The 26,781-nt window shown below is 72.3% G+C and carries 25 protein-coding genes; 6 read left to right on the top strand and 19 right to left on the bottom strand.

Going from position 1 to position 26,781, the window contains the following annotated elements:
* Positions 1–154 precede the first annotated feature (154 nt).
* The gene (locus O7634_RS11915) at positions 155–1,261 is read left to right on the top strand and encodes an AI-2E family transporter (RefSeq protein WP_278150194.1); all 1,107 of its coding nucleotides are present in this window, start codon (positions 155–157) and stop codon (positions 1,259–1,261) included.
* Here O7634_RS11915 and O7634_RS11910 read toward each other — a convergent pair whose 3' ends face one another.
* Positions 1,262–1,915: an alpha/beta fold hydrolase gene (locus tag O7634_RS11910; protein ID WP_278150193.1), complete on the bottom strand. Its 654-nt coding sequence runs from the start codon at positions 1,913–1,915 to the stop codon at positions 1,262–1,264.
* 172 nt (positions 1,916–2,087) lie between these two features.
* Here O7634_RS11910 and O7634_RS11905 point away from each other — a divergent pair, with 172 nt between their 5' ends.
* Positions 2,088–2,282, top strand: coding sequence for a hypothetical protein (locus tag O7634_RS11905; protein ID WP_278150192.1), 195 nt, complete (start codon positions 2,088–2,090; stop codon positions 2,280–2,282).
* Between the two features lie 45 nt (positions 2,283–2,327).
* On the opposite strand, the gene O7634_RS11900 is transcribed toward O7634_RS11905, so the two are convergent.
* From O7634_RS11900 to O7634_RS11860, 9 genes are all read right to left on the bottom strand, one after another.
* Entirely contained in the window at positions 2,328–4,700 is a 2,373-nt protein-coding gene (locus O7634_RS11900; protein WP_278150191.1) for a glycoside hydrolase family 65 protein, read from the bottom strand.
* Positions 4,697–5,500 carry a beta-phosphoglucomutase family hydrolase gene (locus tag O7634_RS11895; protein ID WP_278150190.1) on the bottom strand — a complete coding sequence of 268 codons (804 nt, stop codon included), beginning with the start codon at positions 5,498–5,500 and terminating at the stop codon, positions 4,697–4,699. The genes O7634_RS11900 and O7634_RS11895 overlap by 4 nt, the downstream gene beginning before the upstream one ends.
* Positions 5,501–5,559: 59 nt before the next feature.
* Entirely contained in the window at positions 5,560–6,024 is a 465-nt protein-coding gene (locus O7634_RS11890) for a DUF4442 domain-containing protein (RefSeq protein ID WP_278150189.1), read from the bottom strand.
* A gap of 117 nt (positions 6,025–6,141) precedes the next feature.
* Positions 6,142–7,443, bottom strand: a complete 1,302-nt coding sequence (locus tag O7634_RS11885; protein WP_278150188.1) for an ABC transporter ATP-binding protein — start codon at positions 7,441–7,443, stop codon at positions 6,142–6,144.
* A gap of 120 nt (positions 7,444–7,563) precedes the next feature.
* On the bottom strand, positions 7,564–9,774 hold the full coding sequence (locus O7634_RS11880; protein WP_278150187.1) for a bifunctional glycosyltransferase family 2 protein/CDP-glycerol:glycerophosphate glycerophosphotransferase: 2,211 nt from the start codon (positions 9,772–9,774) through the stop codon (positions 7,564–7,566).
* A gap of 15 nt (positions 9,775–9,789) precedes the next feature.
* Positions 9,790–11,838 (bottom strand): DUF5941 domain-containing protein, encoded by a 2,049-nt coding sequence (locus tag O7634_RS11875; RefSeq protein WP_278153948.1) that lies wholly within the window; start codon positions 11,836–11,838, stop codon positions 9,790–9,792.
* 11 nt (positions 11,839–11,849) lie between these two features.
* On the bottom strand, positions 11,850–12,596 hold the full coding sequence (locus O7634_RS11870; protein ID WP_278150186.1) for an ABC transporter ATP-binding protein: 747 nt from the start codon (positions 12,594–12,596) through the stop codon (positions 11,850–11,852).
* Position 12,597: 1 nt separating this feature from the next.
* Positions 12,598–13,425, bottom strand: coding sequence for an ABC transporter permease (locus O7634_RS11865; RefSeq protein WP_278150185.1), 828 nt, complete (start codon positions 13,423–13,425; stop codon positions 12,598–12,600).
* Between the two features lie 71 nt (positions 13,426–13,496).
* The gene (locus O7634_RS11860; protein ID WP_278150184.1) at positions 13,497–14,867 is read right to left on the bottom strand and encodes an L-serine ammonia-lyase; all 1,371 of its coding nucleotides are present in this window, start codon (positions 14,865–14,867) and stop codon (positions 13,497–13,499) included.
* A 331-nt stretch (positions 14,868–15,198) separates the two neighbouring features.
* On the opposite strand from O7634_RS11860, the gene O7634_RS11855 reads away from it, so the two are divergent.
* On the top strand, positions 15,199–15,408 hold the full coding sequence (locus O7634_RS11855; protein ID WP_278150183.1) for a PspC domain-containing protein: 210 nt from the start codon (positions 15,199–15,201) through the stop codon (positions 15,406–15,408).
* A 126-nt stretch (positions 15,409–15,534) separates the two neighbouring features.
* Here O7634_RS11855 and O7634_RS11850 read toward each other — a convergent pair whose 3' ends face one another.
* The 7 genes from O7634_RS11850 to pdxH all read right to left on the bottom strand — a co-directional run bounded on the left by O7634_RS11850 (position 15,535) and on the right by pdxH (position 21,635).
* Complete coding sequence (locus O7634_RS11850) at positions 15,535–16,359, bottom strand: DUF4230 domain-containing protein (protein WP_278150182.1); 825 nt, start codon at positions 16,357–16,359, stop codon at positions 15,535–15,537.
* A gap of 99 nt (positions 16,360–16,458) precedes the next feature.
* On the bottom strand, positions 16,459–17,622 hold the full coding sequence (locus O7634_RS11845) for an acyl-CoA dehydrogenase family protein (protein WP_278150181.1): 1,164 nt from the start codon (positions 17,620–17,622) through the stop codon (positions 16,459–16,461).
* Between the two features lie 44 nt (positions 17,623–17,666).
* Complete coding sequence (locus tag O7634_RS11840; RefSeq protein ID WP_278150180.1) at positions 17,667–17,972, bottom strand: type II toxin-antitoxin system VapB family antitoxin; 306 nt, start codon at positions 17,970–17,972, stop codon at positions 17,667–17,669.
* A gap of 188 nt (positions 17,973–18,160) precedes the next feature.
* The gene (locus tag O7634_RS11835) at positions 18,161–18,763 is read right to left on the bottom strand and encodes a nitroreductase family protein (RefSeq protein WP_278150179.1); all 603 of its coding nucleotides are present in this window, start codon (positions 18,761–18,763) and stop codon (positions 18,161–18,163) included.
* The gene (locus O7634_RS11830) at positions 18,763–19,692 is read right to left on the bottom strand and encodes an aldose 1-epimerase family protein (RefSeq protein ID WP_278150178.1); all 930 of its coding nucleotides are present in this window, start codon (positions 19,690–19,692) and stop codon (positions 18,763–18,765) included. Before O7634_RS11830 ends, O7634_RS11835 begins: the two co-directional genes overlap by 1 nt.
* An 18-nt stretch (positions 19,693–19,710) precedes the next feature.
* A complete protein-coding gene (locus tag O7634_RS11825) occupies positions 19,711–21,009 on the bottom strand; it encodes an MFS transporter (protein ID WP_278150177.1) in 1,299 nt (432 codons plus the stop codon).
* Positions 21,006–21,635: a pyridoxamine 5'-phosphate oxidase gene (pdxH, locus tag O7634_RS11820; protein ID WP_278153947.1), complete on the bottom strand. Its 630-nt coding sequence runs from the start codon at positions 21,633–21,635 to the stop codon at positions 21,006–21,008. The genes O7634_RS11825 and pdxH overlap by 4 nt, the downstream gene beginning before the upstream one ends.
* A gap of 278 nt (positions 21,636–21,913) precedes the next feature.
* On the opposite strand from pdxH, the gene O7634_RS11815 reads away from it, so the two are divergent.
* From O7634_RS11815 to sepH, 3 genes are all read left to right on the top strand, one after another.
* Positions 21,914–23,020, top strand: coding sequence for a citrate synthase 2 (locus tag O7634_RS11815; RefSeq protein WP_030329620.1), 1,107 nt, complete (start codon positions 21,914–21,916; stop codon positions 23,018–23,020).
* A 192-nt stretch (positions 23,021–23,212) separates the two neighbouring features.
* Complete coding sequence (gene serC, locus O7634_RS11810) at positions 23,213–24,340, top strand: phosphoserine transaminase (protein ID WP_278150176.1); 1,128 nt, start codon at positions 23,213–23,215, stop codon at positions 24,338–24,340.
* Positions 24,341–24,525: 185 nt separating this feature from the next.
* Positions 24,526–25,611: a septation protein SepH gene (gene sepH / locus O7634_RS11805; protein ID WP_278150175.1), complete on the top strand. Its 1,086-nt coding sequence runs from the start codon at positions 24,526–24,528 to the stop codon at positions 25,609–25,611.
* A gap of 17 nt (positions 25,612–25,628) precedes the next feature.
* Here sepH and thpR read toward each other — a convergent pair whose 3' ends face one another.
* Together thpR and O7634_RS11795 are read right to left on the bottom strand one after the other, a co-directional pair.
* A complete protein-coding gene (gene thpR, locus O7634_RS11800) occupies positions 25,629–26,207 on the bottom strand; it encodes an RNA 2',3'-cyclic phosphodiesterase (protein WP_278150174.1) in 579 nt (192 codons plus the stop codon).
* 13 nt (positions 26,208–26,220) lie between these two features.
* Positions 26,221–26,730 (bottom strand): hypothetical protein, encoded by a 510-nt coding sequence (locus tag O7634_RS11795; protein ID WP_278150173.1) that lies wholly within the window; start codon positions 26,728–26,730, stop codon positions 26,221–26,223.
* Positions 26,731–26,781: the final 51 nt, after the last annotated feature.

Raw genomic sequence — 26,781 nt, 5'->3', positions numbered from 1 at the left:
AACGCCGTCGGACGGGTCGTGCTCCGCGAACGCCCACCCGGAGGCCCGCAACCGGCGTACGATCCGCGCGGGCAGTCGCGCGCAGCAGGCGTGAAACGGGTGTCGGCGCACGACCGGCTGGGTACCGACCTCGCCGAGATCGAGGAGGACCGACATGGCGGCAGCGGAGGAACCCGGGACGACGTCCGGCGAACCCGGCCCGAGGCAGAGTTGGGCGACGCTGCCCTGGCTGGTCCGGACCACGGTGCTGTGGAGCGCCTGCCTGGTGGTGGTCGCCGCCGGGCTCTACCTGCTGGGCCGGGTCGCCGTCCTGCTGGCGCCGCTGGCCATCGCGTTGGCCGCCACCATCTTCCTGACCGCGCTGCTCGACCCGGTGCAGCTCCGGCTCCGCCGGCTGCGCGTGCCGGCGGCGCTGGCCGCGCTCTGCTCGGTGCTCCTGCTGCTCGGCATCCTGGTCGGTGTCGGCGCCCTGGTGTGGAACCTGACCGCCAGCCAGTTCGACCAGCTCAGTCAGGAGCTGACCCAGGGGGTCGAGCGCAGCCGGGACTTCGTGACGTCCACCCTGCCGGTCAGCGAGGCACAGCTGGACCGGCTGGTCGAGCAGGCCCGGAAAGGGCTCAGTGGTAGCTCCCCGGACCCGGTGGCCGGCGCCCGGACCGCCACCGAGGTCTTCGGCTCCGCGCTGCTCGCCCTGGTCCTGCTCTTCTTCCTGATCAAGGACGGCCGGTCGATGTGGCACTGGGTGCTGTCCCGGGTGTCGGGCGCGAACCGGCCGGTGCTGGCCGAGGCCGGCCGCAACGGGTGGCAGACGCTCGGCGCGTACAGCCGGGGCACCATGTTCATCGCCGCCGTGGACGCGATCGGCATCGGACTGGCCCTGGTGGTGCTCCGGGTTCCGCTCGCCCTGCCGTTGGCGCTGATCACGTTCCTCGGCGGGTTCGTGCCGATCATCGGGGCGACGGTGGCCGGCGCGGTGGCGGTGCTGGTGGCGTTGGCCGCGAACGGGCCCACCACCGCCCTGCTCACCCTCGCGGCGGTGATCGCCGTTCAGCAGATCGAGGGCAACCTGCTGGAGCCGCTGGTGATGAAACGGCAGGTCCGCCTGCATCCGGCGGTGATCCTGGTGGCGGTCACCGCGGGCACCCTGATCGGTGGGATCGCCGGGGCCTTCGTCAGCGTCCCGATCACCGCTGTCCTCTGGCGGGTCATCGACACCGTTCAGCAGCGGCGGGCGAACGCGGGCCTGCTGCCGGCGGAGTGATCACCGGCGGAGGTGGGTGACGAACCAGGTGGCGGCCTCGGCGGCGACCTGCTCCAGGGTGCCGGACTCCTCGAAGAGATGGGTCGCACCGGCTACCACCCGAACCTCGCCCACCGGTCCCAGCTCGGCCACGGCACGTTCGTTGAGCGTCAGCACCTCCTCGTCCGAGCCACCGACCAGCAGCAACGTGGGGGCGCGCACCTGCGTCAGCGCGTTACCGGCCAGATCCGGCCGGCCGCCACGGCTGACCACGGCCCGCACCCGGTCGGCGCGCGAGGCCGCCGCGACCAGTGCGGCGGCCGCGCCGGTGCTGGCCCCGAACAGACCGATCGGTACGTCTCCAGCGGGGCGCTCGACCCCCAGCCAGTCGACGATCCCGACCAGCCGACTGGCCAGCAGCCCGATGTCGAAGCGCAGTTCGGCGGTGCGCGCGTCGATCTCGTCCTCGGCGGGAGTCAGCAGGTCCGCCAGCACCGTGCCGAGTCCGCTGTCGTTGAGCGTCCGGGCCACCGCGACGTTACGCGGGCTGTGCCGGGAGCTGCCGCTGCCGTGCGCGAACAGCACCACACCGACCGGCTGGGCCGGGAGCGTCACGTCGGCGGTGAGTCGGGCGTCCCCGACCGGAACGGTCACCGTGCTCCGCTGCTCGTCCACGTCCGCACCTCCGCGTGCTCGGCTACGACAGCGGGTACCCCGCGTGCCGCGCCGCACGCCCGCTGGTCGCCGCGCCGGCGGGCCGCGTTTGCCGGAGGGGGCGTCGGGTACGCGACGAGCGACCGCAGACCGTGTCGGCGCAGCGGCGCCCCGACGGATCGCGAGGATCGCCATGGCCAAGCAGCAGATTTCCGAGCAGCAGCAGAAGACCGAGCGGGCCCGACGGGAGCAGGACGCCGCGCGCGGCCGGAACGTCGGGGACCAGGACTTCGGGGATCAGGCCGCTTCGGCCCGCCTACCCGACGACCCGAAGGCGGCGGCGCCCCGGGACGCCATCGGGCGCCCCTCGACCGGCGAGCCGGTCTGACCCGGATGCGGAGGTGGTCGGGGCGGGATTGTCCCGCCCCGACCGTCACTCTTCGTGCTCCGGTAGCCGCAGCAGCGGGGAGCGGCCCGGTGGCTGCTCGGGCGCCGGGCCGGACGGATCGGCCGGCGGAACCGGCACCGTCACCGGCTCGTCGCAGGTCACCTGGAGGACCTGGCCGTGGTGGCGAAGCTCCACCACGTCGTCCGGGCCGCCGTGGCGCAGCGAGTACGTCGTCTGGTGCGGCCGGACGTCCACCCGCAGCGACAGCCCGCGCCACTGGAGCGAGAACTCGAGGCGGCTGAGGCGGCTGGAGAGCCGGGGAGCGAACGACAGCTCGCCGTCGTGGTCCCGCAGGCCACCGAATCCGCTGACCAGCGCGAGCCACGCGCCGGCCAGCGACGCCATGTGCACGCCGTCGCGGGTGTTCTCGTTGAGGTCGTGCAGATCCATCAGCGCGGCCTCGCGCAGGTAGGTGTGGGCCAGCTCCGGGTGACCCACCTCGGCCGCGAGCACCGACTGGGTGCAGGCCGACAGCGACGAGTCGCGTACGGTGCGGCGCTCGTAGTAGAGGAAGTTGCGCACCTTCTGCTCGGCGGTGAACGCGTCGCCCCGCCAGTGCATGGCGAGCACCAGGTCGGCCTGCTTGACCACCTGTTTGCGGTACAGATCGAAGTACGGGTAGTGCAGCAGCAGCGGGTACTTCTCCGCCGGGGTGTGCGCGAAGTCCCACTCCTGGAGCCGGGTGAAGCCCTCCACCTGCTGGTGCACGTCGAGTTCCTCGTCGTACGGGATGTGCATGGACGCGGCGGCGTCCCGCCAGCTCGCGGCCTCCTCGTCGGTGACCCCGAGGTGGAGCGCCTCATCCCGGTAGCGCATCACCACGTCGGCGGCGGTGAGCAGGTTCCGCTGTGCCATCAGGTTGGTGTAGATGTTGTCGTTCTTCACCGCTGTGTACTCGTCGGGGCCGGTGACGCCGTCGATGTGGAACTGCCCGTGCCGGTCGTGGTGGCCGATCGACCGCCACAGCCGGGCGGTCTCCACCAGCAGCTCCAGCCCGATGTCCCGTTCCAGTTGGGTGTCGCCGGTGACCAGGACGTAGCGGCGCAGGGCGTCGGCGATGTCGGCGGCGATGTGGAAGGCGGCGGTGCCGGCCGGCCAGTAGCCGGAGGACTCCTGCCCCTCGATGGTCCGCCACGGGAAGGCGGCGCCGCGGAGGTTGAGCGCCTCGGCCCGTTCCCGGGCCGACTCGAGGGTGCTGTGCCGCCACTGCAACGCGCTGCGCACCGCGCTCGGCTGGGTGTACGTGAGCACCGGCAGGACGAACATCTCGGTGTCCCAGAACGCGTGCCCGTCGTACCCGGGACCGGTCAGCCCCTTCGCCGAGATCGGCCGCTGCTCGGCCCGCGCGCCGGCCTGGAGCACGTGGAAGAGCCCGAACCGGACCGCCTGCTGCACCTCCGGGTCGCCCTCGACCAGCACGTCGGAGGCGTCCCAGAAGGCTTCCAGGTAGCTGCGCTGCTCCCGGCGCAGCCCCTCCCAGCCGTCCAGCCGGGCGCCGGCCAGCGCCGCGCCGACCTGGTCGCGCAGCGCGGGCAGCGACCGTCGACTCGACCAGCCGTACGTCAGATACTTGATCACGCGCAGCTTCTGGCCGGCCTGGAGCACGCAGCCGATGGTGGTGCGTACCCAGTCCTGGTAGCCCTCCGACTCGATCGTCGTGTGGTCCGGCCCGTGCACCTCGTGCTCCATCGCGGCGGCGACCCGCAGCCCGGAGACCTTGGTGCGGTGGATGAGCTGACCTCCGTCCGGAGTGGTCAGCTCCTCCTCGGCCTGTAACGGCGACTCCAGCACCGCCGCGACCCGGGGGTCCTTGCTCTGGGCGGGCAGTGACTCGTTCGCCACCAACTCGGACTGCACGATCAGCCGCAGCGGGCCGTCGACGGCCTCCACCTCGTAGCTGATGGCGGCGACCGACCGCTGGGTGAACGAGACCAGGCGGGTGCTGCGGACCTTGACCTCGCGGCCGGCGGGCGAGCGCCAGTGCAGCTCCCGGTGCAGGGTGCCGGCCCGCATGTCGAGGACCCGCTCGTGGCACAGCAGCTCCCCGTAGCGCACGTCGAGGGGTTCGTCGTCGACGAGCAGGCGGATCAGTTTGCCGTTGGTCACGTTGACGATGGTCTGGCCGGACTCGGGGAAGCCGTAGCCCGCCTCCGCGTACGGCAGCGGACGCAGTTCGTAGAACGAGTTGAGGTAGGTGCCGGGCAGCCCGTGCGGCTCACCCTCGTCGAGGTTGCCCCGCAGGCCGACGTGTCCGTTGGAGAGCGCGAAGACCGACTCGGACTGGGCCAGCACGTCCATGTCCAGCCGGGTCTCCCGTACGTGCCACGGCTCGACCGGATAGGCGCGTTCCCGGATCACGCGGAGCCCCGCTCGCCGGTTGGCAGCGCGGCGGTGGTGCGGGTCGGCGCGGGCGGGTCGGCGACGTCGAGCAGGTCGGCGAGGTCGGTCACGACGATGTCGGCGCCGTGCGCGCGCAACTCGTCGGCCTGCCCGACCCGATCGACGCCGACCACGTAGCCGAACCCACCGGCACGACCGGCGGCCACCCCGGAAAGCGCGTCCTCGAACACGGCGGCCCGCGTGGGGTCGACGCCGAGCAGCCGGGCCCCGGCGAGGAACGTGTCGGGGTGCGGTTTGCCACGCAGCCCCTGCGCGCGGGTGACCAGCCCGTCGACCCGGGCCTCCAGCAGCGGTTCGAACCCCGCGGCGGCGATCACCTCGCGCCCGTTCGCGCTGGCGGTGACCACGGCGCGGCGCAGGCCGGCGGCGCGCGCCGCCTCCAGGTAGCGCACCGAGCCCGGGTAGACCTCCACCCCCGAGGTACGCAGCTGGTCCAAGAGCAGGACGTTCTTGCGGTTGCCGACGCCGTTGACGGTGTCGGCGTCCGGTGGATCGTCCGGACTGCCTTCGGGCAGCACGATCCCACGGGAGGCGAGGAACGCCCGGACGCCGTCGGCGCGGGGCCGGCCGTCCACGTAACGGTTGTAGTCCGGCCCCGGATCGAACGGTTGGAACGGCTCGCCGGAGAGGGTGGCGCGCTGCTGGAGAAACTCGTCGAACGTCTGCTTCCAGGCGGCGTTGTGCACCCGGGCGGTCTGCGTCAGCACACCGTCCAGGTCGAAGAGACAGGCGGACACATGAGCAGGTAGGCCCAGCACGGTACGAATCTATCCACAGCGCCGGGCCGTCAAACCCGTTTCCGTCGCGCCGACACGCCTCAGTTCGGCCGCAGGGTCCAGATCACCGTCATTGCCGAGGTGGGCTTACCGGCCTCGGTGGCGATCTCGACGTGGACGGGGAACTCGGGGCGCGCACCGGCCTCCAACTCGTCGACCACCTCGCGCGCCGGCCGGCCGAGCCGGGCGGTGGCCAGCACCGGACCCATGGCGAGCTTGCGGTAGGCGATCTCGGCCCGGACGGCCAACGGCACGGCCCGGTCGAGCAGCTGCCCGAAGGCGGCCAGGACGACAGCCCCGGACGCGGTCTCGCCGAGGGAGAACATGGCGCCGGCGTGCGGGCCGCCGACGTGGTTGTGCGTGGCCGGTGAGTCGGGCAGCCGGACCACCGCCCGTACGCCGCCCTCCGCCTCCGGTGCCACCTCGACGAATTCGAGGCCGAGCGTACGGGCGAACGGCACCGCGTCCAGCATGCCGGCCGCCACCTGGCGGGAGTCGATGGTCATGGCCTGACGTTACTCGGCAGTAACCTGTCGGGCAAGGTCGATCGCCCCCCACCCGGCCGACACCCGATGTTCATGCTCACCACAATTGACAACAGCCGGGACGGGTCTAGCGAGCCGTCAACGCCAACCCACGTCGATCCGGTCGCCGCGCTCGTCGAAGAAGTGCAGCGCGTCCATCCGCACCGACACGGCGAGCGGGTGCCCGGCGCTGACCGCCGGGTACGGCGCCAGCCGCACCGCCAACTCCGCCGGCCTGCGGTGGTGCCGACCCGGATCGGGAAGCACGCTGGTCTGGTTGCCGGCAGCCGGGGCGGGCTCCGGGGTCTCCACCGGCTTACCGGTGAGTCGCTGCATCACCGAGCTGAACCGGCGCAGGCCCCGCTGGCCCACCGGCGGGGGGTCGAGCGGCGTGCCCATCTCGTCGACCATGATCGCTGTCGCTCCAATGTCGAGGAACGCCAACGACTCGTGCCCGTGGTGTTCCAGATAGCGGATCCGACCGCGCAGCACGTCGCCAGGGCTGTCCGGGGCTACCGGGGTGAGCGCCTCGGCCCGCATGCCGACGACGATCCGCTCGCCGTGGTAGTGCGCGACCGCACGACTGCGGATGTCGTTCCAGGGCAGGTAGAGCGCCTGGTCACCGAGGTTGAGCGTGACGTACCGGTCGAGGTGGACGTAGACCGACGCCTCCAGCAGGTTCATCCGCGGGCTGCCCAGGAACGCGGCCACGTAGAGCGTCGCCGGCCGGCCGTACACCTGGGTGGGTGTGCCCACGTCCTGGAGCACGCCCCGGCGCATGATGGCCACCCGGTCGGCCATGGTGAGCGCCTCGGCCTGGTCGTGGGTGACGTAGACGGTGGTGACGCCCAGCTCCCGGGTCAGGCCCGAGATCTCGGCGCGCAGCTCGGCCCGGAGCCCGCTGTCGAGGTTGGACAGCGGCTCGTCCATCAGGAAGAGGCCCGGCCGGCGGACGATCGCCCGGCCCATCGCCACCCGCTGCCGCTGCCCGCCGGAGAGCTGGCCCGGCTTGCGGGCCAGCACGTCGCCGATGCCCAGCGCGCTCGCCACGTCGCTGACCCGCTCGCCCCGGGGCGCCGGCTCGACCCCGGCCAGCCGCAGCGGAAAGGCGATGTTGTCGCCGACCGTCATGTGCGGGTACAACGCGAAGTCCTGGAAGACCATGGCGATCTTGCGGTCCCGCGGCGGAAGGTCGTTCGCCAGCTCCCCGTCGAGCATGACGGCGCCCTGGGTCGGGTCCTCCAACCCGGCGATCATCCGCAGCACTGTGGACTTGCCGCAGCCGGACGGGCCGAGCAGCACCATGAACTCGCCGTCGTTCACGTCGAGGTTGATGCTGTCGACGGCAAGCGTGCCGTCCCTGAAGACCTTGGTCACATCCTTGAGCGTGACGGTGCTCACCGTCTTCCCCCCAGCTCGTCGTCGAACCCCAGAAGACTGTGACCAGGATCATTCAGTTAGGACATCGGGTAAACGTCTCATGTTCGACCAATGACGCTGCCATTACACGACACAATTCGCTCAGCAGCGCCCGGACCGCTCGCCCGGCTCGCCGAGGAAGACCCGGCGGACCACCCGCTCCGCCGCGTGCCCGTCGTCCAACGTGCAGAACCGGGCCCGGAAGTGCTCGCGGGCCTTCGTCGCCGCGTCCGAGCGCACCGCGTCGGCGCGGAACAGGTCCAGCAGGTCGGCGAAGGTGCTGGCCACCGCGCCCGGCGGCTCCGCGGTGACGTCGAAGTACACCCCCCGGGCCAGCCGGTACGCCTCCCAGTCCGGGGTGTAGAGCACTATCGGCCGGTCGAGCACCGCGTAGTCGAACATCGCCGACGAGTAGTCGGTGACCAGCACGTCGGCCACCAGGTACAGATCCTCCACCCGCTGGTGGCCGCTGACGTCGCGTACCCGCTGCCAGTCCCCCGGCCGGCCGGGGCGCCGTTCCCGGTCGTGGAAGTAGTGGCTGCGCATGAGCAACCGACCCGACTCACCGAGCGCCCGCACGAACTGGTCCGGGTCGAACGGTGGCCGGTAGCCGGGCAGGTGCTCGCGGTGCGTCGGGGCGTACAGGACGACCTGCTCGTCGGGGTCGAGGCCGAACTCGGCGCGGAGCCGACGTACCTCGTCCGGGCCGGCGGTGACCAGCCGGTCGTTGCGCGGGTAGCCCACCTCCAGGGTGGTGTACGTGGCCGGGTACGCCCGGTCCCACATCTGGGTGGAGAAGCTGTTCGCGCTGACGCTGTAGTCCCACCGGTCCACCCGGCGCAGCAGCCCGGCGAAGTCCATCCGGCCCGCGCCGACCGGGTACCGCTGCTGGTCCAGGCCCATCACCTTGACCGGCGTTCCGTGGTGGGTCTGCAGGTGCACCTGCCCCGCTCGTTTGCGGACGAAGTCCGGGAAGTTGACGTTGTTGACCAGCCACCGGGCGCGGGCCAGCGTCCGGTAGTACGCCGGGGTGCCGGCGACCACGTACTCCACCCCGGGCGGCACGGTGTCCACCCGGTCCCGACGGACGATCCACACCCCGCGCAGTCCGGGCGCCAACCGCCGGGCGGCCTCGTAGATCGCCGCCGGGTTGCAGGAGTAGCCGCGGTACCAGTAGGCCGCGTACGCGGCGAGCGTCGGATCGATCGGCCGGCGCAACTCCGTCCGGTAGTACTCGCGGAGCAGCCCTTCGCGGGTCAACCGCGCACCCCGGCGGGCGACCGGGCCGACAGCGCGTCGGGCGGCGCGGGCCTGCCGGCGGGCGACGTCGCGGGCCCGGCCGGCCGCCCGCAACGCGCTGAAGGTCCGCCAGCGCCCGGCGGCGACGAGCCGGTGCTTGATTCCCTCGACCCCACCCGGCACCGGGTAGCCGCCGGCCGGCAACCAGCGCTCGTAGTCGGCGGTGATCTGCGCGAAGAACGCCGGCCGCAGCTCGGGGGCGATCCGCTGGCCGTTGCCGAGCACCGTCAGGTAGTGCCAGATCATCCGCTCGAAGACCGCCGGTCGCAGCGCGTCCGTCGCCGGCCGCCACGCATCCATCAGGTCGAAGACCCGGTGCCACTGCGCGAAGACCTCGAAGTGCCGGTCACCGCGGGTCCGGGTGATCGCGCCCGCGCGGCGCTGCCGGTAGTTGACACAGACCCGATCGAGTACGCCGATCCGCCGCGCGGCCATCAGCACCGGGTAGCTGAACGAGACGTCCTCGTACCAGCCGGGGGCGAAGCGCAGCCCCAGGTCGACGAGGAACTCCCTGCGGACCAGCCGGTTCCACGCGGTGTGCAGCAGGCGCATCGCCTCCGGCCGGTCCCGCAGCCGGAAGGTGTCCGCTCCGGGGGACTCCGGGAACACCTCTGCCATCGCGCTGCGGGTCGCGGTGTCGTTCCAGTGGGTGCGGACGTGGTCGACGAGCAGCACGTCCGGACGGGTGGCCCGCAACCGCTCGGCCACCTCGGTCAGGCACTCCGGCGCCAGCCAGTCGTCGCCGTCGAGGAACCACACGTACTCGCCGACGGCCCGGTCCAGCCCGGTGTTGCGGGCTGGACCGAGGCCGACGTTCTCCGGCAGCCGGACCGGCCGGACCCGCCGGTCGCGGGCCGCGTACTCGTCGATTATGTCGCCGCTGGCGTCCGGCGAGCAGTCGTCGACGGCGATCACCTCGATGTCGGACTCCGGCTGACCGAGCACCGAGTCCAGGCACTCCCGCAGGTAGCCCTGCACCCGGTAGGCCGGCACCACGAAGCTGATCAGGGTCATCCGGCCGTCCCTCCGTCAGCGCGGCGCGGCACCTCCGGCACCCGCCGGCGCGACCGACGCCCGCGCGCTGCTGGCCGGTCGTACGAACCAGGCCAGGACGACGCTCACCAGGAAGACCACGAAGAGGTACGCACCGAGTGTAGCCAGACCGACACTCGCGGTGCCGGCAATCGCGGTGAGGGCCAGCAGCACCGAGCGACACTCCCAGCCCAGCGTGGCCGCGTGCAGCGGCGGCGCCGCCTGCCGCTTCTCCAGCCGGGCGGTCAGGTCGTAGTGGTGCACGGTGAGCACGAAGACGTACCCGAAGACCAGCCAACCGGGCGCGCCACCAATCACGCCGACCGCGATGGCGAACAGGTACTCGGCGGCCCGCAACGCCGCGGGCACCAGCCAGTCCAGCGGGCCGTTGTGCGCCGCGCCGGCCCCCAGGCCACCGAGCAGCAGCACCAGCAGCGCCACCGGCACCGCCCAGCGCAGCCCTTCGGGATCGTCGGCCGACAAGGCCACGACCAGCAGCGCCGCCGGGCCGAGCGCCGCGATCACCGCCAGCGTCAGCGGCCCCATCGGGCGGACCACCGGCAGCCACCGGGCCAGCGGCCCGTCGTCGCGGTGCAGGGTCGCGTCGACGGTGTCCAGCACCGGCACCCACATCCAGCGGGCCCGCAGCGTACGCAGGGCACCGGTGTACGCGAACGCCAGCACCCCCCACACCAGCACCGCGACCAGGCTGACCAGCGGGTTGAACAGCGCCACCGTCAGCGCGATCAGCGCCCACCGCTCGCCGATCGGGAAGACCACCGTCCGCTTCAGCCAGTACGACACCGAGCCGGTGTCCGCCTGCACCCGGGTCGACGCCGCGTTCAACCGGTCACCGATCCCGCCGCTGGCACCCGTCGCCGTACGCGGTCGGCGGGCCGCCTCGTCGTGCAGCACCCCGTACCAGGTGTCGGTCATGTGCCGCACGGTCTGCAACGTCATCGCGGCGATGGCCAGCGCCCAGCCGTTGCCCAGCCCGGCGTGGCTGACCCCGAAACCCAGCCCGGCGTAGACCAGGTACTCCTTGGCCCGGTCCGCCATCGTGTCCAGCCAGCCACCCCAGGCGCTGAAGTTACGCGTGTAGCGGGCCAACTGGCCGTCCACGCAGTCCAGCACGAACCCGAGGTAGAGCAGCACCGCGCCACCGACCAGCGCGGGCCGCCCACCGACCCCGAACAGCACCGCCGCGCCCAGCGCGAAGAGCACCGAGATCACCGTCACCCCGGTCGGGGTGAGCCGGAGCCGGGCCGCCAACCGGACCACGTACGGCGACCAGGTGCTGACGAAGTAGGTGGAGAAGAAGTCGTCCCGCTCCTTGACCGAGAGCCGCAGCTCGGCCCGGTCCTCGTCGACAGCGGTCACCGCCGCCTCGGCAGCGGCCAGCCCGGCCGCGTCCTCGACCCGGTGGGCGACGAGCAGGCGTACCCGCTGGGCGAAGATCAGGGTGCCGAGCGCCGCGAGGCCCGCGAACAGCCGGTCCACGGCGGACCCGGGGCCGCCGGCAGTGGCCGGTGTCGCGGAGCCGGCCGCACCGGCCACTGCCGGCAGCGGCGAGACGTCGCCGGACGGGCCGATCGGGGCGGCGACGGGGATGATCCCGGACGCGGCGGCCCGCGCGGCGGCGGCAAGGTTCGGCAGGTCGTCCACACCGACCCGCAGCGCGCCGCCGAACACCCCGGTGGCGGCCCCGTCGAGTTCGCCCGGCGCGCCGGCGTCGACCACCTGGCCGCGCTCCTCGCGGACCGCGGTCCGACCGGGCACCGGCGGGTCGCCGAGCACCAGCGCCACGGTGGGCCCGACCGGGCTGGTGGCCAGGTGCCGCAGCACGGCGGTGTGCGCGACCAGGTCGACGCCGGTGACCAGCACCGGCGCGGTGGCGGCGGTGACCAGATCGGCCAGCTCGTCGAGGCTGGCGACGAAGCGCACCTCGGTGGCGCCCGCCTGGCGGAGCTGGGTGGTCAGGCGGTCGGCCAGCGGCTCGCCGGTCGCGGTGGTGAGGCCCGCCGCGGGCGCTGCGGCGGCGAGCACTATCGCGAGCGTCACCGCGGGACCGCGGTGTGGTACGCGTCGAGCGCCTCGGCGATCGTGCCGTCTAGCGTCAACCGGCCCGCGTCGAGGTACAACCCCCGACGACAGAACCGGGTCAGGTCCTTCTCGTTGTGTGACACCAACACCAGCGTGCGCCCCTCCCCGAGCAGACGATCAATCGTCGCGTAACACTTCTTGCGGAACTCCGCGTCCCCGACCGCTGTCACCTCGTCCATCAGCAGGATCGGGTGCGGCAGGTGCGAGATGATCGCGAAGCCGAGCCGCACCTTCATCCCCGACGAGTAGTGCCGCACCGACGTGTCGATGGCCCGTTGCACCTGCTCGCCGGCGAACTCGACGATCTCGTCGAAGTGCCCCTTCAGGTAGCTCGTCGACAGCCCGTGCAGCCCACCGACCAGGTGCAGGTTCTCCCGCCCGGTCAGGTCGTTGGAGAAACCGGCGGACAGCTCCAGCAGCGGGGCCACCGCGCCGCGTACCCGGATGTCGCCCTCGTCCGGTATGAGCACCCCGGCGATCAGCCGTAGCAGGGTGCTCTTGCCGGTGCCGTTGCGGCCGATCACCCCGACCGTCTCGCCCGGCTCGACGGCGAACGACACGTCGCGCAGCGGCCAGAACTGGCCGGGCAGCGCGCCACGCGCGCCACGGTGGATGAACAGCTCCCGCAGCCGCAGTTGGCGGCGACGGTTGCGGACGAACCTGATGCCCAGACCGTCCGCCTCGATGATCGGCGCGGCCATCTCAGAGTTCCTTGAGCACTGCGGGTTCCAACCGACGGAACGACCACCAGCCGGCGACCAGGACCAGCAGGCTGCCCGCCACGGTGGTGGTGAGCAGCCGGACGTTCGGGAACTCGCCCGGGTACCAGATCGCGTGGTGCAGTTGGAAGACCCCGACCAGCGGATTCAGCTCGTACGCGACCTTCAGCCAGCCGGGCAGGCTGGACTCCCGGACCAGGCTGAGCGGATAGATGATCGGCGTCGCGTAGAACAGCACCCTGATGATCAGGCGCATCAGCCGCTCCACGTCGCGCATCAGCACGTTCCAGGCGGACAGCAGCAGGGCGAGCCCGGTCAACAGGACGGCCTGGACCGCCACCGCCAACGGCAGGGACAGCAGCGACCAGCCGGGATGGATCCGGCCGTGCGCGGCGTAGATCACCGCGATGGCGACCAGGATCGGCAGGCCGGCCACGTACTCGGCGAACCGGCCGGTGACCCGGCCGATCGGGAAGACCTGCCGCGGCACGTTCATCGTGGTGATCAGACGGGACTGGCCGGTCAGCGCGTTCGTCGCCTCGCTCAGCGCCGAACTGGTCCACATCCAGGCGAAGATCCCGGTGATCAGGAACAGCGGGTACGACCCGGCGGCCTCGCCGAGGTGCCGGCCGGTGTCCCGGGAGTAGAGCACCCCGAACACGAACCAGTAGATGGCCCCCATGCCCAGCGGCTCGATCAGCGACCAGAAGTAGCCCAGCACCGACTGCTGATACTTCACCGCGAGGTCCCGCCGGACCAGGATGCGCAGCGAGTTGCGGTGCGACCAGAGGGCCACGACGCCAGAGGTCACCGCAGCCTCCCGCCTCGTCAAACGGACGACAGGTTAGCAGTCGGTGAACGAATGCCCCGAATCGGCCGGGCTCAGCACTCGATCACGTTGACGGCCAGACCGCCACGCGCCGTCTCCTTGTACTTGACCTTCATGTCGGCGCCCGTCTCCCGCATGGTCTTGATGACCTTGTCCAGCGACACCGCGTGCACGCCGTCGCCGCGCAGCGCCAGCCGGGCGGCCGTGATCGCCTTGATGCTAGCCACCGCGTTCCGCTCGATGCAGGGGATCTGCACCAGGCCACCCACCGGGTCGCAGGTCAACCCGAGGTTGTGCTCCATCCCGATCTCGGCCGCGTTCTCCACCTGCTCCGGGGTGCCGCCGAGCGCCTCGGCCAGCCCCGCCGCCGCCATCGAGCACGCCGAGCCGACCTCACCCTGGCAGCCGACCTCCGCGCCGGAGATCGACGCGTTCTCCTTGAACAGCACGCCGATCGCGCCGGCCGCCAGCAGGAACCGCACCACCCCGTCGTCGTCGGCGCCCTCGACGAACCGGCTGTAGTAGTGCAGCACCGCCGGGATGATCCCGGCCGCGCCGTTCGTCGGAGCGGTCACCACCCGACCGCCGGCCGCGTTCTCCTCGTTCACCGCGAGCGCGAACAACGTCACCCAGTCCATCGCGCGCAGCGGGTCGGCGGTCCCGGCGTCCGCGTCCAGACCGCGCCGCAGCTCCGCCGCGCGCCGCCGGACCTTCAAACCCCCAGGGAGTACGCCGTCCCGCTCGCAACCGCGCCGCACGCACTCCCGCATCACCCGCCAGATCTCCAGCAGGCCCGCCCGGATCTCCGCCTCACTGCGCCAGGAACGCTCGTTGGCCAACATCACCTCGCTGATCGACAGCCCGGTGGCGCTGGTGACCTCCAGCAGTTGCGCGCCGGTCAGGAACGGGTACCGCACCCGGGTGCTGTCCGGCTTGATCCGGTCCGCTCCCGCCGCGGCCTCGTCCACCACGAAACCGCCGCCGACGGAGTAGTAGGTGCGGGCCCTGATCTGCTCCCCGGCCGCGTCGAAGGCCGCGAAGGTCATCCCGTTCGGGTGGTAGGGCAGCGACCGGCGGCGGTGCAGCGTCAGGTCCCGGTCCGGGTCGAAACCGATCTCGTGCGCGTCGAGGAGGCTGATCCGCCGTTCGGCCCTGATCCGCTCGACGCGGGGGCCGACGGAGTCCGTGTCGACGGTCTCCGGCGACTCGCCGGCCAGCCCCAGCAGCACCGCCGGCCCGCTGCCGTGGCCGTGCCCGGTGGCGCCCAGCGAGCCGAACAGCTCCGCCTGCACCCGCGCGGTGTGGGTCAGCAGACCGTCAGCCTTGAGACCGGCGACGAACGTACGCGCCGCCCGCATCGGCCCCACCGTGTGCGAGCTGGATGGCCCGATGCCGACACTGAAGAGGTCGAAAACACTGATCATGGCTGCGCTTCCTCGCCGTCGTCCCGGCGTACGGGACCCGGGCGGGTCGTGGCCGCCGGTCTGCCGGCCCCGCTGCACCGCCCGGGGTATGGGTGCCGACCGTCCGGGGTGTGGAAGGCCGATCAGCCAGCCTACCCGCCCAGCTCACCGCCCACCCGGGCGGCGGCGCGGGCACGGCATCGCCTGGGGAGGCGTCGGGGAGGGGTTGCCCGGGTAAAGCACCTACGGGTCCACGGGTCGCCGCTCCTCCTCGGGACCGAGGGCGGGGTGGTCATCCCTTTCTACCGTGGATTGCAGACGCGGCGCACCGCCGCAGAGTGGGAGTACGACGATGAGTCGCAAACTGGTCCGGCCCCGCCAGGGGCGCATGCTCGCCGGTGTCTGCGCCGGCCTCGGTCAGCGGTTCGGCATGTCCGCCGGGATGGTCCGGCTGCTGTTTCTGCTGTCGCTGCTGCTGCCCGGCACCCAGGTGATCGTCTACCTGATCCTGTGGATTCTCATGCCGAACGAGGACCGCTACCTCGCCTCCACCCCGCACTGACGCTCGTCGGGGCCGCCGCGCGAGCTGCTGGCCGAACCCCAGCCCTGATCAACACGACGTCCTGAAACCGCAGCGCCCGCCCCGACGGACATCGGGGCGGGCGCTGCCGCGTTCGGGTGGCGCTGGTCAGGGGGCGATGTAGGTGACGGTGATCTGCTGGTAGCCGAGGGAGCGGAGCAGCCCCTCCAGCATCTTGCGGGTGTTCTCCTCCGCGCGGGCGGAGAGCCCGCTGTCGCGGGCGGCGGCGGTGATCCGGTCCTCGGCGAGCTGGTAGACCTGCTGCTGCCGGTTCGGGTCGTTGCCGACCAGGTCACCCAGCCGGTTGAGCAGGCCCCGCTGCTCGGCGAAGACGTAGCTCTTCTCCATGTCCAGGTTGGTGTCGCCGAGCTGCGGCGCGGGCAGCTTGATCTCGACGGACTTGCCGTCGGCCGACGGGATGACGGCACCCTCACTGATCTTGGTGAAGTCGACGTACGCCTCGACGCTGCCCGCCCCGACGAACAGGGTGCGCTCGTTGAGGAGGAAGTCAGGCACGTTGCGCCTGTCGTTCTGGGTGTCGACGACGACCTGGAAGTTGCCCTCGGCGGCCACGTAACGGCTGAGGTCCTGGATCGACTTCAGCAACGGCGGCTGGCTGCGGTCGGTCTGCTCCTTGGCGAACGGGTTACGGAACTCCGGCAGGATGCCGGTCGCCTGGATGCCGAGCAGCACCACCACCGCCAGCGCTGCGGCGCCGAGCAGCAGGAGCAGGCCCCGGGCCCCACCGCCGCCCGGACCGTAGCCACCGGTCGTCGGGCCACCGGGACCACCGGGGCCGCCGGGGCCTCCTGGCCCGCCCGGCGCGTCGGTGCCCGGCTCGGGTGTCGCATCCGACCGCGCCCGGAGATCGTCGCCGGTCGGGTAGCCGGGGAACTCCCTCGTGGGCTCGTTGCTGTCAGCGTCGCGGGTCATCACGCTCACCGTCCTCGTCAGACACATCGTCTGTCAATGACGGTACGGCCCCGATACGACAGTCGCGCGCTGAGCGTCAGGAACCCGCGAAAGAGCAGGTCAGGCGAACGCGGAGAGGCCGGTGAGCCGCTGCCCGACGATCAGTTGGTGGATCTCCGAGGTGCCCTCGTAGGTCAGCACGCTCTCCAGGTTGTTGGCGTGCCGCAGCACCGGATACTCACCGGAGATGCCGTTGGCGCCGAGGATGGTGCGGCACTGCCGGGCGATGGCCAGCGCCTCCCGTACGTTGTTCAGCTTGCCCACGCTCACCTGCTCGGGTCGCAGGCGGTGGTCGTCGGCGAGCCGGCCAAGGTGCAGCGCGAGCAGTTGCCCCTTCACCAGCTCGACGGCCATGTCGGCGAGCTTGGCCTGGGTGAGCTGGAAGCCGGCCAGCGGGCGGCCGAACTGGGTGCGGGTGGTGGCGTACGCCAGTGTGGTCTCCAGGCAGTCCCGGGCGGCGCCGACAGCGCCCCAGACAATGCCGTACCGGGCCTCGGTGAGGCAGCTCAGCGGCGCCTTGAGCCCGACCGCCTCGGGCAGTTGGGCGTCGGCGGGGAGCCGGACGCCGTCGAGCACGATCTCGCCGGTGCTGGACGCGCGCAGAGACATCTTTCGGCGGATCTCGCGGGCCGTGACGCCGGGCGTGTCCATCGGTACGGCGAAACCGCGTACCCCCTCGTCGGTACGCGCCCAGATCACCGCGACGTCCGCGACCGGCGCGTTGGTGATCCACATTTTGCCGCCGTCGAGCAGCCAGTCGCCGCCGTCCCGGCGGGCCCGGGTGGTCATCGAGGCCGGGTCCGAGCCGTGGTCCGGTTCGGTCAGACCGAAACACCCGATTGCCTCGCCGCTGGCCATCGACGGCAGCCAGCGCCGCTTCTGCTCCTCGCTGCCGTAGCGCCAGATGGCGTACATGGCGAGCGACCCCTGCACGGAGACCAGGGAGCGGACGCCGGAGTCGGCGGCCTCCAACTCCTGGCAGGCCAGCCCGTAGGCGACGGCGGACGACCCGGCGCAGCCGTAGCCGGTCAGGTGCATGCCGAGCAGGCCGAGCTTGCCGAACTCGCGGGCCAGCTCCCGCACGGGCACCCGGCCGTCCTCGTACCAGTCGGCGACGTGCGGGCGCACCCGGTCGTCGACGAGCCGACGGACGACGTCCCGGATCTGTCGCTCCTCCTCGCTGAGCGACGGGTCCAGGTCGAGCAGGTCCAGCGCAGCGGTCATGGGCGCCACCCTAACGAAGGTTCAGTGCGCGGAAGAAGGGCTCGTCACTCGGTCGACTCGGAGAGCACCAGCACCCGCGCGTGGATCTGGTTGCGCTGTTGCAGGGCGGCGCGCAGGGCCCGGTGCAGGCCGTCCTCCAGGTAGAGCCCACCGTTCCACTGCACGACGTGCGGAAAGAGGTCGCCGTAGAAGGTGGAGTCCTCCGCGAGGAGCTTGTCGAGCGCCAGCTCACGCTTGGTGGTGATCATCTGATCCAGGCGCAGCGGGCGCGGCGGGATCTCCGCCCACTGCTTGAGCGTGAGATTGTGCTCCGGATAGGGACGCCCGTCCCGGACCGCTCTGAAGATCACGACGGCACGCTCCCCTCCCCGTGGCCGGGCCGACCGACGGCGCCGAGCCGGGCCGCGGCGGGCACCGCGCGGCGCGGCACCGATGACCGTGCCAGCCTAGCGGCCCAGCGCACGCAGCGTTCTGCTCCCTGATGTCAGTTTCACTACCGCTCGTCCGATCCTCAAGTCCGACGAACGGGGCAACACCCTCAGCTCCACCGGCCACGCCGGACGACCTCGTCCATCGGACGGCGCCCGCGCCGCAACGACGGTGACCGATGATCGACCGCCCGGTAACCGATTGTGACGGCACCGATGGGTTGGTACTCCGCCGGCACCCCGAACGCGTCCCGGTAGCTGGCGAGCCGTTGCGCCGGGATGCCGAAGAAACACGCCCCGAGACCCTCGTCCACCGCGGTGAGCAGCATCAGCAGAGCGGCGAAGCCGGTATCCACGTGCCAGTACGGCACCGGCCACCGATCGGTGGACCGGTCGGTCCAGCCCTTGTCCGGCTCCGCGTACCGCCGCAGGTAGGCCGACTGGTTGGCGTGCGGCACCACGATCAGCGGCGCGCGACGCATCCCGGCGAGCCACCGCTCCCGCCCACCGCCGTCGGGTGTGGTGGCCGTCCAGAACCGCTCCCGGTCGGCCGGCTCCTCCAACACCAGGAAGCCCCAGCCCTGCGCGAAGCCGGCCGACGGCGCGCGGACCGCGTGGTCGAGCAGCCGGTCCACGATCTCGGGCGGGACCGGCCGGTCCGGGTCGTAGTTGCGCACCATCCGCCGGCGGCGGACGACCTCGGCGAACTCCATCAGGCTCCGGGGCGGATGCCCCAGGCGCCCCGCCAGGTCTCGCCGGGCTTGAGGGTGAGCAGATCCTTGCCCGACCGGAACGCGTCCGGCGGGCAGGTCATCGGCTCGATGGCCACCGAGCGCCGATGCCGCTCACCGGTGAGCGCGTCGCCGGTGAACACCTGCCACCAACCGAACTCGGCATCCGCCCAGATGCTCACCCCGGCGGAGCCGTCCGGCGCGGCCAGGCTCACCGACGAGCCGCCGTCGGCGTCCCGGATCACCCGTCCGAAGCAGTCGTCCAGCTCGATCCCGCCGATCCGGCGCGGGCTGGTCCAGTCGTACTCGGTGCCCGCCACCGGGGTGACCCCGACCGGCAGCAGGCGACCGTCCACCACGACCCGGCTCCGGGCGGGTAGCCGCAGCACCAGGTCGTCCACCGCCACGCCCGGCAGTTGCAGGTACGGGTGCACGGAGAACCCGAACGGCGCCAGCTCGACGCCGATGTTGGTGACCTCGTGCTCGGCGCGCAGCCCGTCCGCGTCGACGCTCCACCGGCTGCGCAGCCGCAACGGCCACGGGTAGCCGGGCTGCGGCGACAGGTCGTGGCCGAGCGTCACCGCGTCGTCGGACTGCTCCACGAGACGCCACGGCACCCAGTTGACCAGGCCGTGGATCGCCACGTGCCGCTCCGGCTCGGTGAGCGCGAGCTGGTGGGTCCTGCCACCGAACGAGTAGCGGCCGTCGCGGATCCGGTTCGGCCACGGCGCCAGCACCTGTCCGGTCGAACCGGCGCACAGTTCGTCGGTCCGGTACCCGTCGAGCAGGTCCACACCGTCGTGCCGGTACGTTCGCAGCCCACCGCCCACCTCGACGATGACGGCCTCCTGACCGGCGGCGGAGATGGTCCACTGGGCGCCGGACAACGGGCGCGGCTCGGGGCTTTCCATGCCGGCGACCCTAACCGGTCACGCCCGCTCCCCGCTCGACGCCGTCGCCGCCCGGTAGCGCACCAGCGCCGGGAACGCGACGGCGAGCACCACCACGAGCACCGCCGACGCGAGCCCGCCGGCCACCCAGGCCACCCCACCGCCGAGACCGGCGGCCATGGTGCCGGCGCGCAGGTCACCCAGGCGTGGACCGCCCGCCACCACCACCGTGTTGACGCCCTGGAGCCGGCCGCGCATCCGGTCCGGCGCGTAGACCAGCAGCATCGACTGACGCAGCACCGCGCTGACCAGGTCGGCGGCACCGGCCACGGCGAGCAGCACGACCATCAGCCAGAGCTGCTGGGCCAGCCCGGCCGCGGCGATGGCCAGACCCCAGCCGACCACGGCGAGCACCAGGCCGAGCCCCTGCCGGCGGAGCCGGCCGATCCAGCCGGAGGTCAACCCGCCGATCATCGACCCGATCGCGATGGCGCTGTAGAGGAGCCCGACAGCTCCGCCACCGCCGAACCGCTCGTTGGCGATCTCCGGAAAGAGCGCCCGTGGCATGGCCAGGATCATCGCGATCAGATCCACGGCGAACGACAGCAGCAGCACCGGTGTGGTCGCCAGGTAGCGGAACCCGTCGACGACGCTGGCCAGGCCGGCCCGGCGGGCCTGGCCGTCGGCGCTCGGCTCGGGCGGCAGCGCGGGCAGGCGCAGCGCCGCCCAGAGCATCGCCGTGAAGAGCACCGCGTCCAACCCGTACGCGATCGGCAGGACCACCGAGGTGTCCGGCGAGGCGGAGAGGATCAGGCCGGCGGCGAGCGGCCCGGCGACCGAGGCGGCGGTGAAGGTCGTGTAGTTCAGCGTGGTGGCCGAGGCCACCAGCTCCTCCGGGACCAGGCGGGGCAGCATGGCGCTGCGGGCCGGCGAGCTGATCGCGAACGCCACCGACTGCACCGCCATCAACGCCAGCAGCAGCACCGGGCTGCCCACGTCCAGCAGCGCCTGGACCAACAGCCCGAGAGTGGATGCCCAAAGCAACAATGACCCACCGAGCAGCACCGCACGGCGGTCACGGGCGTCGGCGACCGCACCACCCCAGAGCCCGAAGACCAGCAGGGGTACGAACGCCGCCACGCCCAGCAGGCCCACCCAGAACGAGTCCCGGGTGAGGGCGTACATCTCCACCGGCACCGCGACGGCGGTGAACTGGAAGCCGAACATCGCCACCGTGTTGCCGAGCCAGAGCCGCCGGTACGCCGGCACGCGCAGCGGGCGCACGTCGATCGCCCAGCGGCGCGCTCCGCGCGGCCGGGCCTCCTGCACACCCGTCACGGCGCCAACCGCTCGACGATCCAGTCGCCCCCGTGCCGGCGGCGGAAACGGAGCCGGTCGTGCAACCGGCCGGCCCGCCCCTGCCAGAACTCCACCGACTCGGGGTGGACCCGCAGCCCGCCCCAGTGCTCCGGCGCCGGGATCTCGGCCTGGTCGGCGAACCGCTCGGCCGCCTCCCGGTACCGCTGCTCCAGCGCGGCCCGGCCCGACACCACAGCCGACTGCGGGCTGGCCCAGGCGCCCAGTTGCGAGCCGCGCGGCCGACTGGCGAAGTACGCCTCCGTCGTCGCGCGGTCGACCGGCGTGATCCGTCCGGCGACGACCACCTGACGCTGCATCGGGAACCACGGGAAGACCAGGCTGGCGTACGGGTTGGTGGACGCCTCGACGCCCTTGCGGGAGAGGTGGTTGGTGAAGAAGACGAAGCCCTCCCTGTCGTACCCCTTCAACAGCACCGTGCGCCCACTCGGCCGGCCGGCCGGGTCGGCGGTGCCCACCACCATGGCGTTCGGTTCGGGCAGCCCGAAGGCCACCGCGTCGGCGAACCAGCCGGCGAACTGGGTGTGCCAGTCGTCGGCCAGGTCAGCTTCGGTCAGGCCCTGGTCCGCGGCGTACTCGTTACGCATCGCGGCCGGGGCAGGTGTGTCGCCCGTCACGTCCCCACTCCTTCTCGGCGTCCCGGCCACGCTCTGCCACGCTGGCCAGCCCGCCCTGCCCAGTCTCACCGAGCGGGGCGGAGAATGCGCGTCCGGGGATGTCGTGTGCGGCACAGTCGCGGTGGGTCGCGTATCCCTTACTCAGCAGGCAAGATGTTCCGCACACATCCCTGAGGGTCGCCTAAGGCGCTCGGCCGATCGGGCCGGATGAGCTGATCGGGCGCACCGACCAGATCCAGGAGAACGACATGGCCGATTTCAAACCCGGGCTGGAGGGCGTCGTCGCCTTCGAAACCGAGATCGCCGAGCCGGACCGCGAGGGCGGCGCGCTGCGCTACCGCGGCGTCGACATTGAGGATCTGATCGGCCAGGTGTCGTTCGGCAACGTGTGGGCCCTGCTCGTCGACGGCCGGTTCGGGCCGGGTCTGCCGCCGGCGGAGCCGTTCCCGGTGCCGGTGCACTCCGGTGACATCCGCGTCGACGTGCAGTCGGCGGTCGCCATGCTCGCCCCGTACTGGGGTCTCAACCAACTGCTGGACATCTCCGACGAGCAGGCCCGCGAGGATCTGGCCCGGGTCTCGGTGACCGCGCTCTCCTTCGTCGCCCAGTCCGCCCGTGGCCTCGGGCTGCCGGCGGTGCCGCAGAAGGAGATCGACAAGGCGCAGACGATCGTCGAGCGGTTCATGAAGCGTTGGCGCGGCGAGCCCGACCCGCGACACGTGAAGGCCGTCGACGCGTACTTCATCTCGGCCGCCGAGCACGGCCTGAACGCGTCCACCTTCACCGCCCGCATCGTGGCCTCCACCGGGGCGGACGCGGCGGCCTGCATCTCCTCCGGCATCGGCGCCCTCTCCGGCCCGCTGCACGGCGGCGCCCCCTCCCGGGTGCTCAGCATGCTGGAGGCGGTGGAGCGCAGCGGGGACGCGGAGGGCTACGTCAAGGGCGTCCTCGACCGGGGTGAGCGGTTGATGGGCTTCGGCCACCGGGTCTACCGGGCCGAGGACCCGCGCGCCCGGGTGCTCCGGCGCACCGCCAAGGAGCTGGGCGCGCCGCGCTTCGAGATCGCCGAGGCGTTGGAGAAGGCCGCCCTCGCCGAGCTTCAGGCCCGCCGTCCGGACCGGGTGCTGGCCACCAACGTCGAGTTCTGGTCGGCGGTGGTGCTGGACTTCGCCGAGGTGCCGGCGCACATGTTCACCTCTATGTTCACCTGCGCCCGGATGGGCGGCTGGAGCGCGCACATCCTGGAGCAGAAGCGCCTCCAGCGGCTGGTCCGCCCGTCCGCCCGCTACGTCGGCCCGGAGACCCGCAAGCCGTCCGACGTCGAGGGCTGGGCGGCGATCCCGCACGGCGTCTGACCGACCAGGGAGGGCCCCGTCCGGCGCTGGGCGCGCGGGCGGGGCCCTCTCTCGTGCGGGCCGCCGGCATGTGGCGAAGACCTCAGCATCCCCCCCCGGGGGCGGAGCCCTTGTCGATGGCCGGTGGTGCGAGGATGAGGGCCGGCAGTGTCGCCGGCCCGCCCTCGCCCCTGCGGAAGGATCTTCAAGACCGTGGCTGACGCACCGATCATCCGGATTCCCGATGAGCTCAAGCCCGCCGACGGACGCTTCGGCTGCGGCCCGTCCAAGGTTCGCCCCGCGGCGGTGTCCGCTCTCGCCGACGTCGCCACCTCCTACCTCGGCACCTCGCACCGGCAGAAGACGGTCCGCGACCAGGTCGCCCGACTGCGCTCCGGCATCGCCGAGTTCTTCTCGCTCCCCGAGGGCTACGAGGTCGTGATCGGCAACGGTGGCACCACGGCGTTCTGGGAGGTCGCCACCTTCGGCCTGATCCGGGACCGGGCCCAGTTCGCCAGCTTCGGCGAGTTCGGCGCCAAGTTCGCCAAGTCGGTCAAGGACGCTCCGTTCCTGGGCGAGCCGACGGTGCGCAAGGCCGACGCCGGCAGCGCGCCGACCCTGGTCGCCGAGTCCGGCGTCGACGCGTACGCGACACCGCAGAACGAGACCTCGACCGGTGTGGCCGTCCCGATCAGCCGGGTGGCCGGGGCCGACGAGGGCGCGCTGTTGCTCGTCGACGCCACCTCCGGCGCCGGTGGCCTGGAGGTCAACGTCGGCGAGACCGACGTCTACTACTTCGCGCCACAGAAGTGCTTCGGCTCCGACGGTGGCCTCTGGCTGGCCCTGATGTCGCCGGCCGCGCTGGACCGGGCCGCCGAGATCAAGGCGTCCGGGCGCTACATCCCCGCGTTCCTCGACCTGGTCACCGCCATCGACAACTCGCGGCTGGAGCAGACCTACAACACCCCGGCGCTGGCCACCATCTTCCTGGCCGCCGAGCAGACCGACTGGATGAACGCGCAGGGCGGGTTGGCCTGGGCGGCCAAGCGCACCGCGGAGAGCGCCGCCGCCGTCTACGGCTGGGCGGAGCGGTCCGCCGTGGCCACCCCGTTCGTCACCGACCCGGCGTTGCGCTCCAACGTGGTCGCCACCATCGACTTCGCCGACGGGGTGGACGCCACGGCGATCGCCAAGGCGCTGCGCGCCAACGGCATCGTGGACACCGAGCCCTACCGCAAGCTGGGTCGCAACCAGTTGCGGGTGGCGTTGTTCCCGGCTGTCGAGCCGTCCGACGTCGAGGCGCTGACCACTTCCATCGACTACGTCATCGAGCGACTCTGAGGTTCGTCACGGTCGGTGTCCGTCGGGCCTCCCACGGACACCGACCGTGATCATCCTCGCAGCTCACTCACGACATGCGGGGTGTCGCTTCCCCCACCCCGAGGCAGATGCGCGTACGGTGGTCCGAGACGCCTGGGTGGCCGACTCGTGGCGTGCGGCCAGCGAAGCGGGACGGAGGCAACGCAATGCGCCCAGTACGCTTCGTCGCCCTCTCCGAGGACGGCCATGCCCTTGTTCTCGCCGACGAGGTCGGGCGGCTGCTCGCCCTGCCGATCGACGAGCGGATCTCCGGCGCGTTGCAGGCCGAGCCCGGCGCACAGCCGCTCGCGGCGGTGGCGCCGACCGCCGCGGACCCGGTCCCCTCACTGTCCCCTCGGGACATCCAGGCCCGCATCCGCTCCGGTGAGTCCGCCGAGGATGTCGCCCGGATCGCCGGCGTTCCGGTCGACCGGGTGCTGCGCTACGCCGGCCCGGTGCTCCAGGAGCGGGCGATGCTGGCCCAGCACGCCCGCCGCACCCGGCTCAAGGGCGCGGACAAGCCGACCCCGCTCGCCGAGGTGGTCAACGGCCGGCTGAGCCAGCACGGGATCGACACCGAGAAGATTTCCTGGGACGCCTACCGGCGCGACGACGGCACCTGGCGGATCATCGCCACCTGGCCCTCGGGCAAGGCCACCGCCCAGGCCATCTGGGATCTCGACAAGACCCGGCAGTCGGTCACGCCGCACGACGACATGGCGCAGTACCTGTGCGCCGAGCGGCCCACGCCGATCCTCGGCCAGGAGCCGGCGCCGGAGCGGGGCGGGCACGCTCTGCCCGGTCCGTCGCGCGGTGAGCCGAGCCGTGGCGGGCACGGGTTGCCGGCGGCCTCCGAGCACCCGCGCCCGGGTCGGGACCCGATCCGGGCCGGCCGGGACGCGCTGCTCGCCTCCCTGGACCGCCCGCTCGGTCCCTCTTCGGGTCGTGGCCTCGAGCCGCGTACCCCGGCTGCTCTCGCCGGGTCGGACGCGCCCCGGCAGCGACCGGTCGGCGGTGGCGCCGCGGCGCTGCTCGGCGGCGGCCAGGGCTCGGCCTTCGACGACGACTCGGACGCGCCCAAGGAGGTGCCGGCCGTGCCGTCGCTGGCGGTGCTGCGACCGCGTCGCACGGGTGCCGCGGCGGCGGCCGCCGGCGGCGAGTCCACCGACGCGGCGGGCAAGCCGCGTAAGCGGCTGCCGAGCTGGGACGACGTGCTGTTCGGCAGCGGCCCGGCCGCGCGCGAATCCTCCTGACGTCAGCCGCCGCCGCGTCAGAGCGCCCAGGCGGCGATCCGTTCGTAACGCGGCCGGGAGCCGGGGCGGCTGCGCATCAGCAGCAGCTCGGACGCCGACCATTCCGGACCCTCGTACCCGTCCAGGAAGGCCCGATCGGCTTCGATGTCGGCCGGGGTCATCCGGTCACCCGGCCGGGCGATGGTCAGGTGCGGTCGGAACGGCTTCTCGTCGTACGCCAGGCCGGCGTGCCGTAGCCGCGTCCGGACCTGCCCGGCCAGCAGGTGCAGCGCCTCGACGTCGCCCCGGAGGTCCACCCAGAGCACTGTGGACCGGTCCCGGCCGAAGCGTCCACCGCCGCCGAGACGCAACCGGGGTACGCCCTGCCGTGCGGCGCGGAACCACGAGGCGGCCAGCCCGAGCGCGCTCTCCAACTCGACCAGCCGGTCGGCACCGACCGTGCCGAGGAACGCCACAGTGACGTGCAGGTCGGCGGGGTCGGCGAGCCGGACGTCGAGGCCGGCGGCGGTCGCCGCCGCGACGCGCATCCGGGCCAGTCGCGTGCCGAGGTGGTCGACGGCCACAGCGGACGGGTCGACCGCGACGAACAGCCGCACCGGGGCCGGCCGCTCAGCGGTGCCGCTGCCGGTGCCCGGCCCGAGCCGCCGGAAGGGCCAACCCGGCGGCGTGCAGCAATCCCTCCACCCGGACCCGCTCGATCTCCTGGTCGACACCGTCGAGGTCGGCGAGGTGTTCGGTGATGCCGAGAGCGCGGCAGGCGAGGCGGAGCCGGTCGTCGTACGCCTGGACCAGCGCACCGTGCCAGACCATCGGCCGACCGCCGCCACCGAGCCGTTGGCCACCGATGCGGCGCAGGTCGGCCGCGATCTGCTCCAGGGGCCGCCGGTCGGCACGTTCGAACTCGCTGAGGTCGATGTCCCGGGTCAACGCGTCGGCCTCGACGGCCCGGTCGAGGCGGGCGATGGTGCGTTGCTCCCGTCGACGCTCCCGCCACTCGGACCAGCCGCAGACCACCCGGTCGAGGATCTCGTCATAGCAGAAGACCAGGGCGAACGCCGCCGGCAGACTGGCCACGGCGAGGAGCGCCAGGGCCAGCAGCAGCGCGCGTTCGACTCCCACACATCGACGCTAAGCCCCGCCGTGCCACCCCGCCAGCGGTTTCGCCGCATC

It is taken from the genome of Micromonospora sp. WMMD1120, from assembly GCF_029626235.1.
Classification (GTDB): domain Bacteria; phylum Actinomycetota; class Actinomycetes; order Mycobacteriales; family Micromonosporaceae; genus Micromonospora.
This window is presented reverse-complemented; position numbering and strand designations above follow the sequence as displayed.

Coding starts and splice junctions, on each gene's coding strand:
- O7634_RS11905 (WP_278150192.1), top strand. CDS start 2,088: ATGGCCAAGCAGCAGATTTCCGAGCAGCAGCAGAAGACCGAGCGGGCC.
- O7634_RS11835 (WP_278150179.1), bottom strand. CDS start 18,763: ATGGAGTTCGCCGAGGTCGTCCGCCGCCGGCGGATGGTGCGCAACTAC.
- O7634_RS11850 (WP_278150182.1), bottom strand. CDS start 16,359: ATGACCCGCGACGCTGACAGCAACGAGCCCACGAGGGAGTTCCCCGGC.
- O7634_RS11890 (WP_278150189.1), bottom strand. CDS start 6,024: ATGACCATCGACTCCCGCCAGGTGGCGGCCGGCATGCTGGACGCGGTG.
- O7634_RS11815 (WP_030329620.1), top strand. CDS start 21,914: ATGGCCGATTTCAAACCCGGGCTGGAGGGCGTCGTCGCCTTCGAAACC.
- O7634_RS11830 (WP_278150178.1), bottom strand. CDS start 19,692: ATGGAAAGCCCCGAGCCGCGCCCGTTGTCCGGCGCCCAGTGGACCATC.
- O7634_RS11845 (WP_278150181.1), bottom strand. CDS start 17,622: ATGACCGCTGCGCTGGACCTGCTCGACCTGGACCCGTCGCTCAGCGAG.
- sepH (WP_278150175.1), top strand. CDS start 24,526: ATGCGCCCAGTACGCTTCGTCGCCCTCTCCGAGGACGGCCATGCCCTT.
- O7634_RS11855 (WP_278150183.1), top strand. CDS start 15,199: ATGAGTCGCAAACTGGTCCGGCCCCGCCAGGGGCGCATGCTCGCCGGT.
- O7634_RS11870 (WP_278150186.1), bottom strand. CDS start 12,596: ATGGCCGCGCCGATCATCGAGGCGGACGGTCTGGGCATCAGGTTCGTC.
- O7634_RS11880 (WP_278150187.1), bottom strand. CDS start 9,774: ATGACCCTGATCAGCTTCGTGGTGCCGGCCTACCGGGTGCAGGGCTAC.
- O7634_RS11915 (WP_278150194.1), top strand. CDS start 155: ATGGCGGCAGCGGAGGAACCCGGGACGACGTCCGGCGAACCCGGCCCG.
- O7634_RS11860 (WP_278150184.1), bottom strand. CDS start 14,867: ATGATCAGTGTTTTCGACCTCTTCAGTGTCGGCATCGGGCCATCCAGC.
- pdxH (WP_278153947.1), bottom strand. CDS start 21,635: ATGCGTAACGAGTACGCCGCGGACCAGGGCCTGACCGAAGCTGACCTG.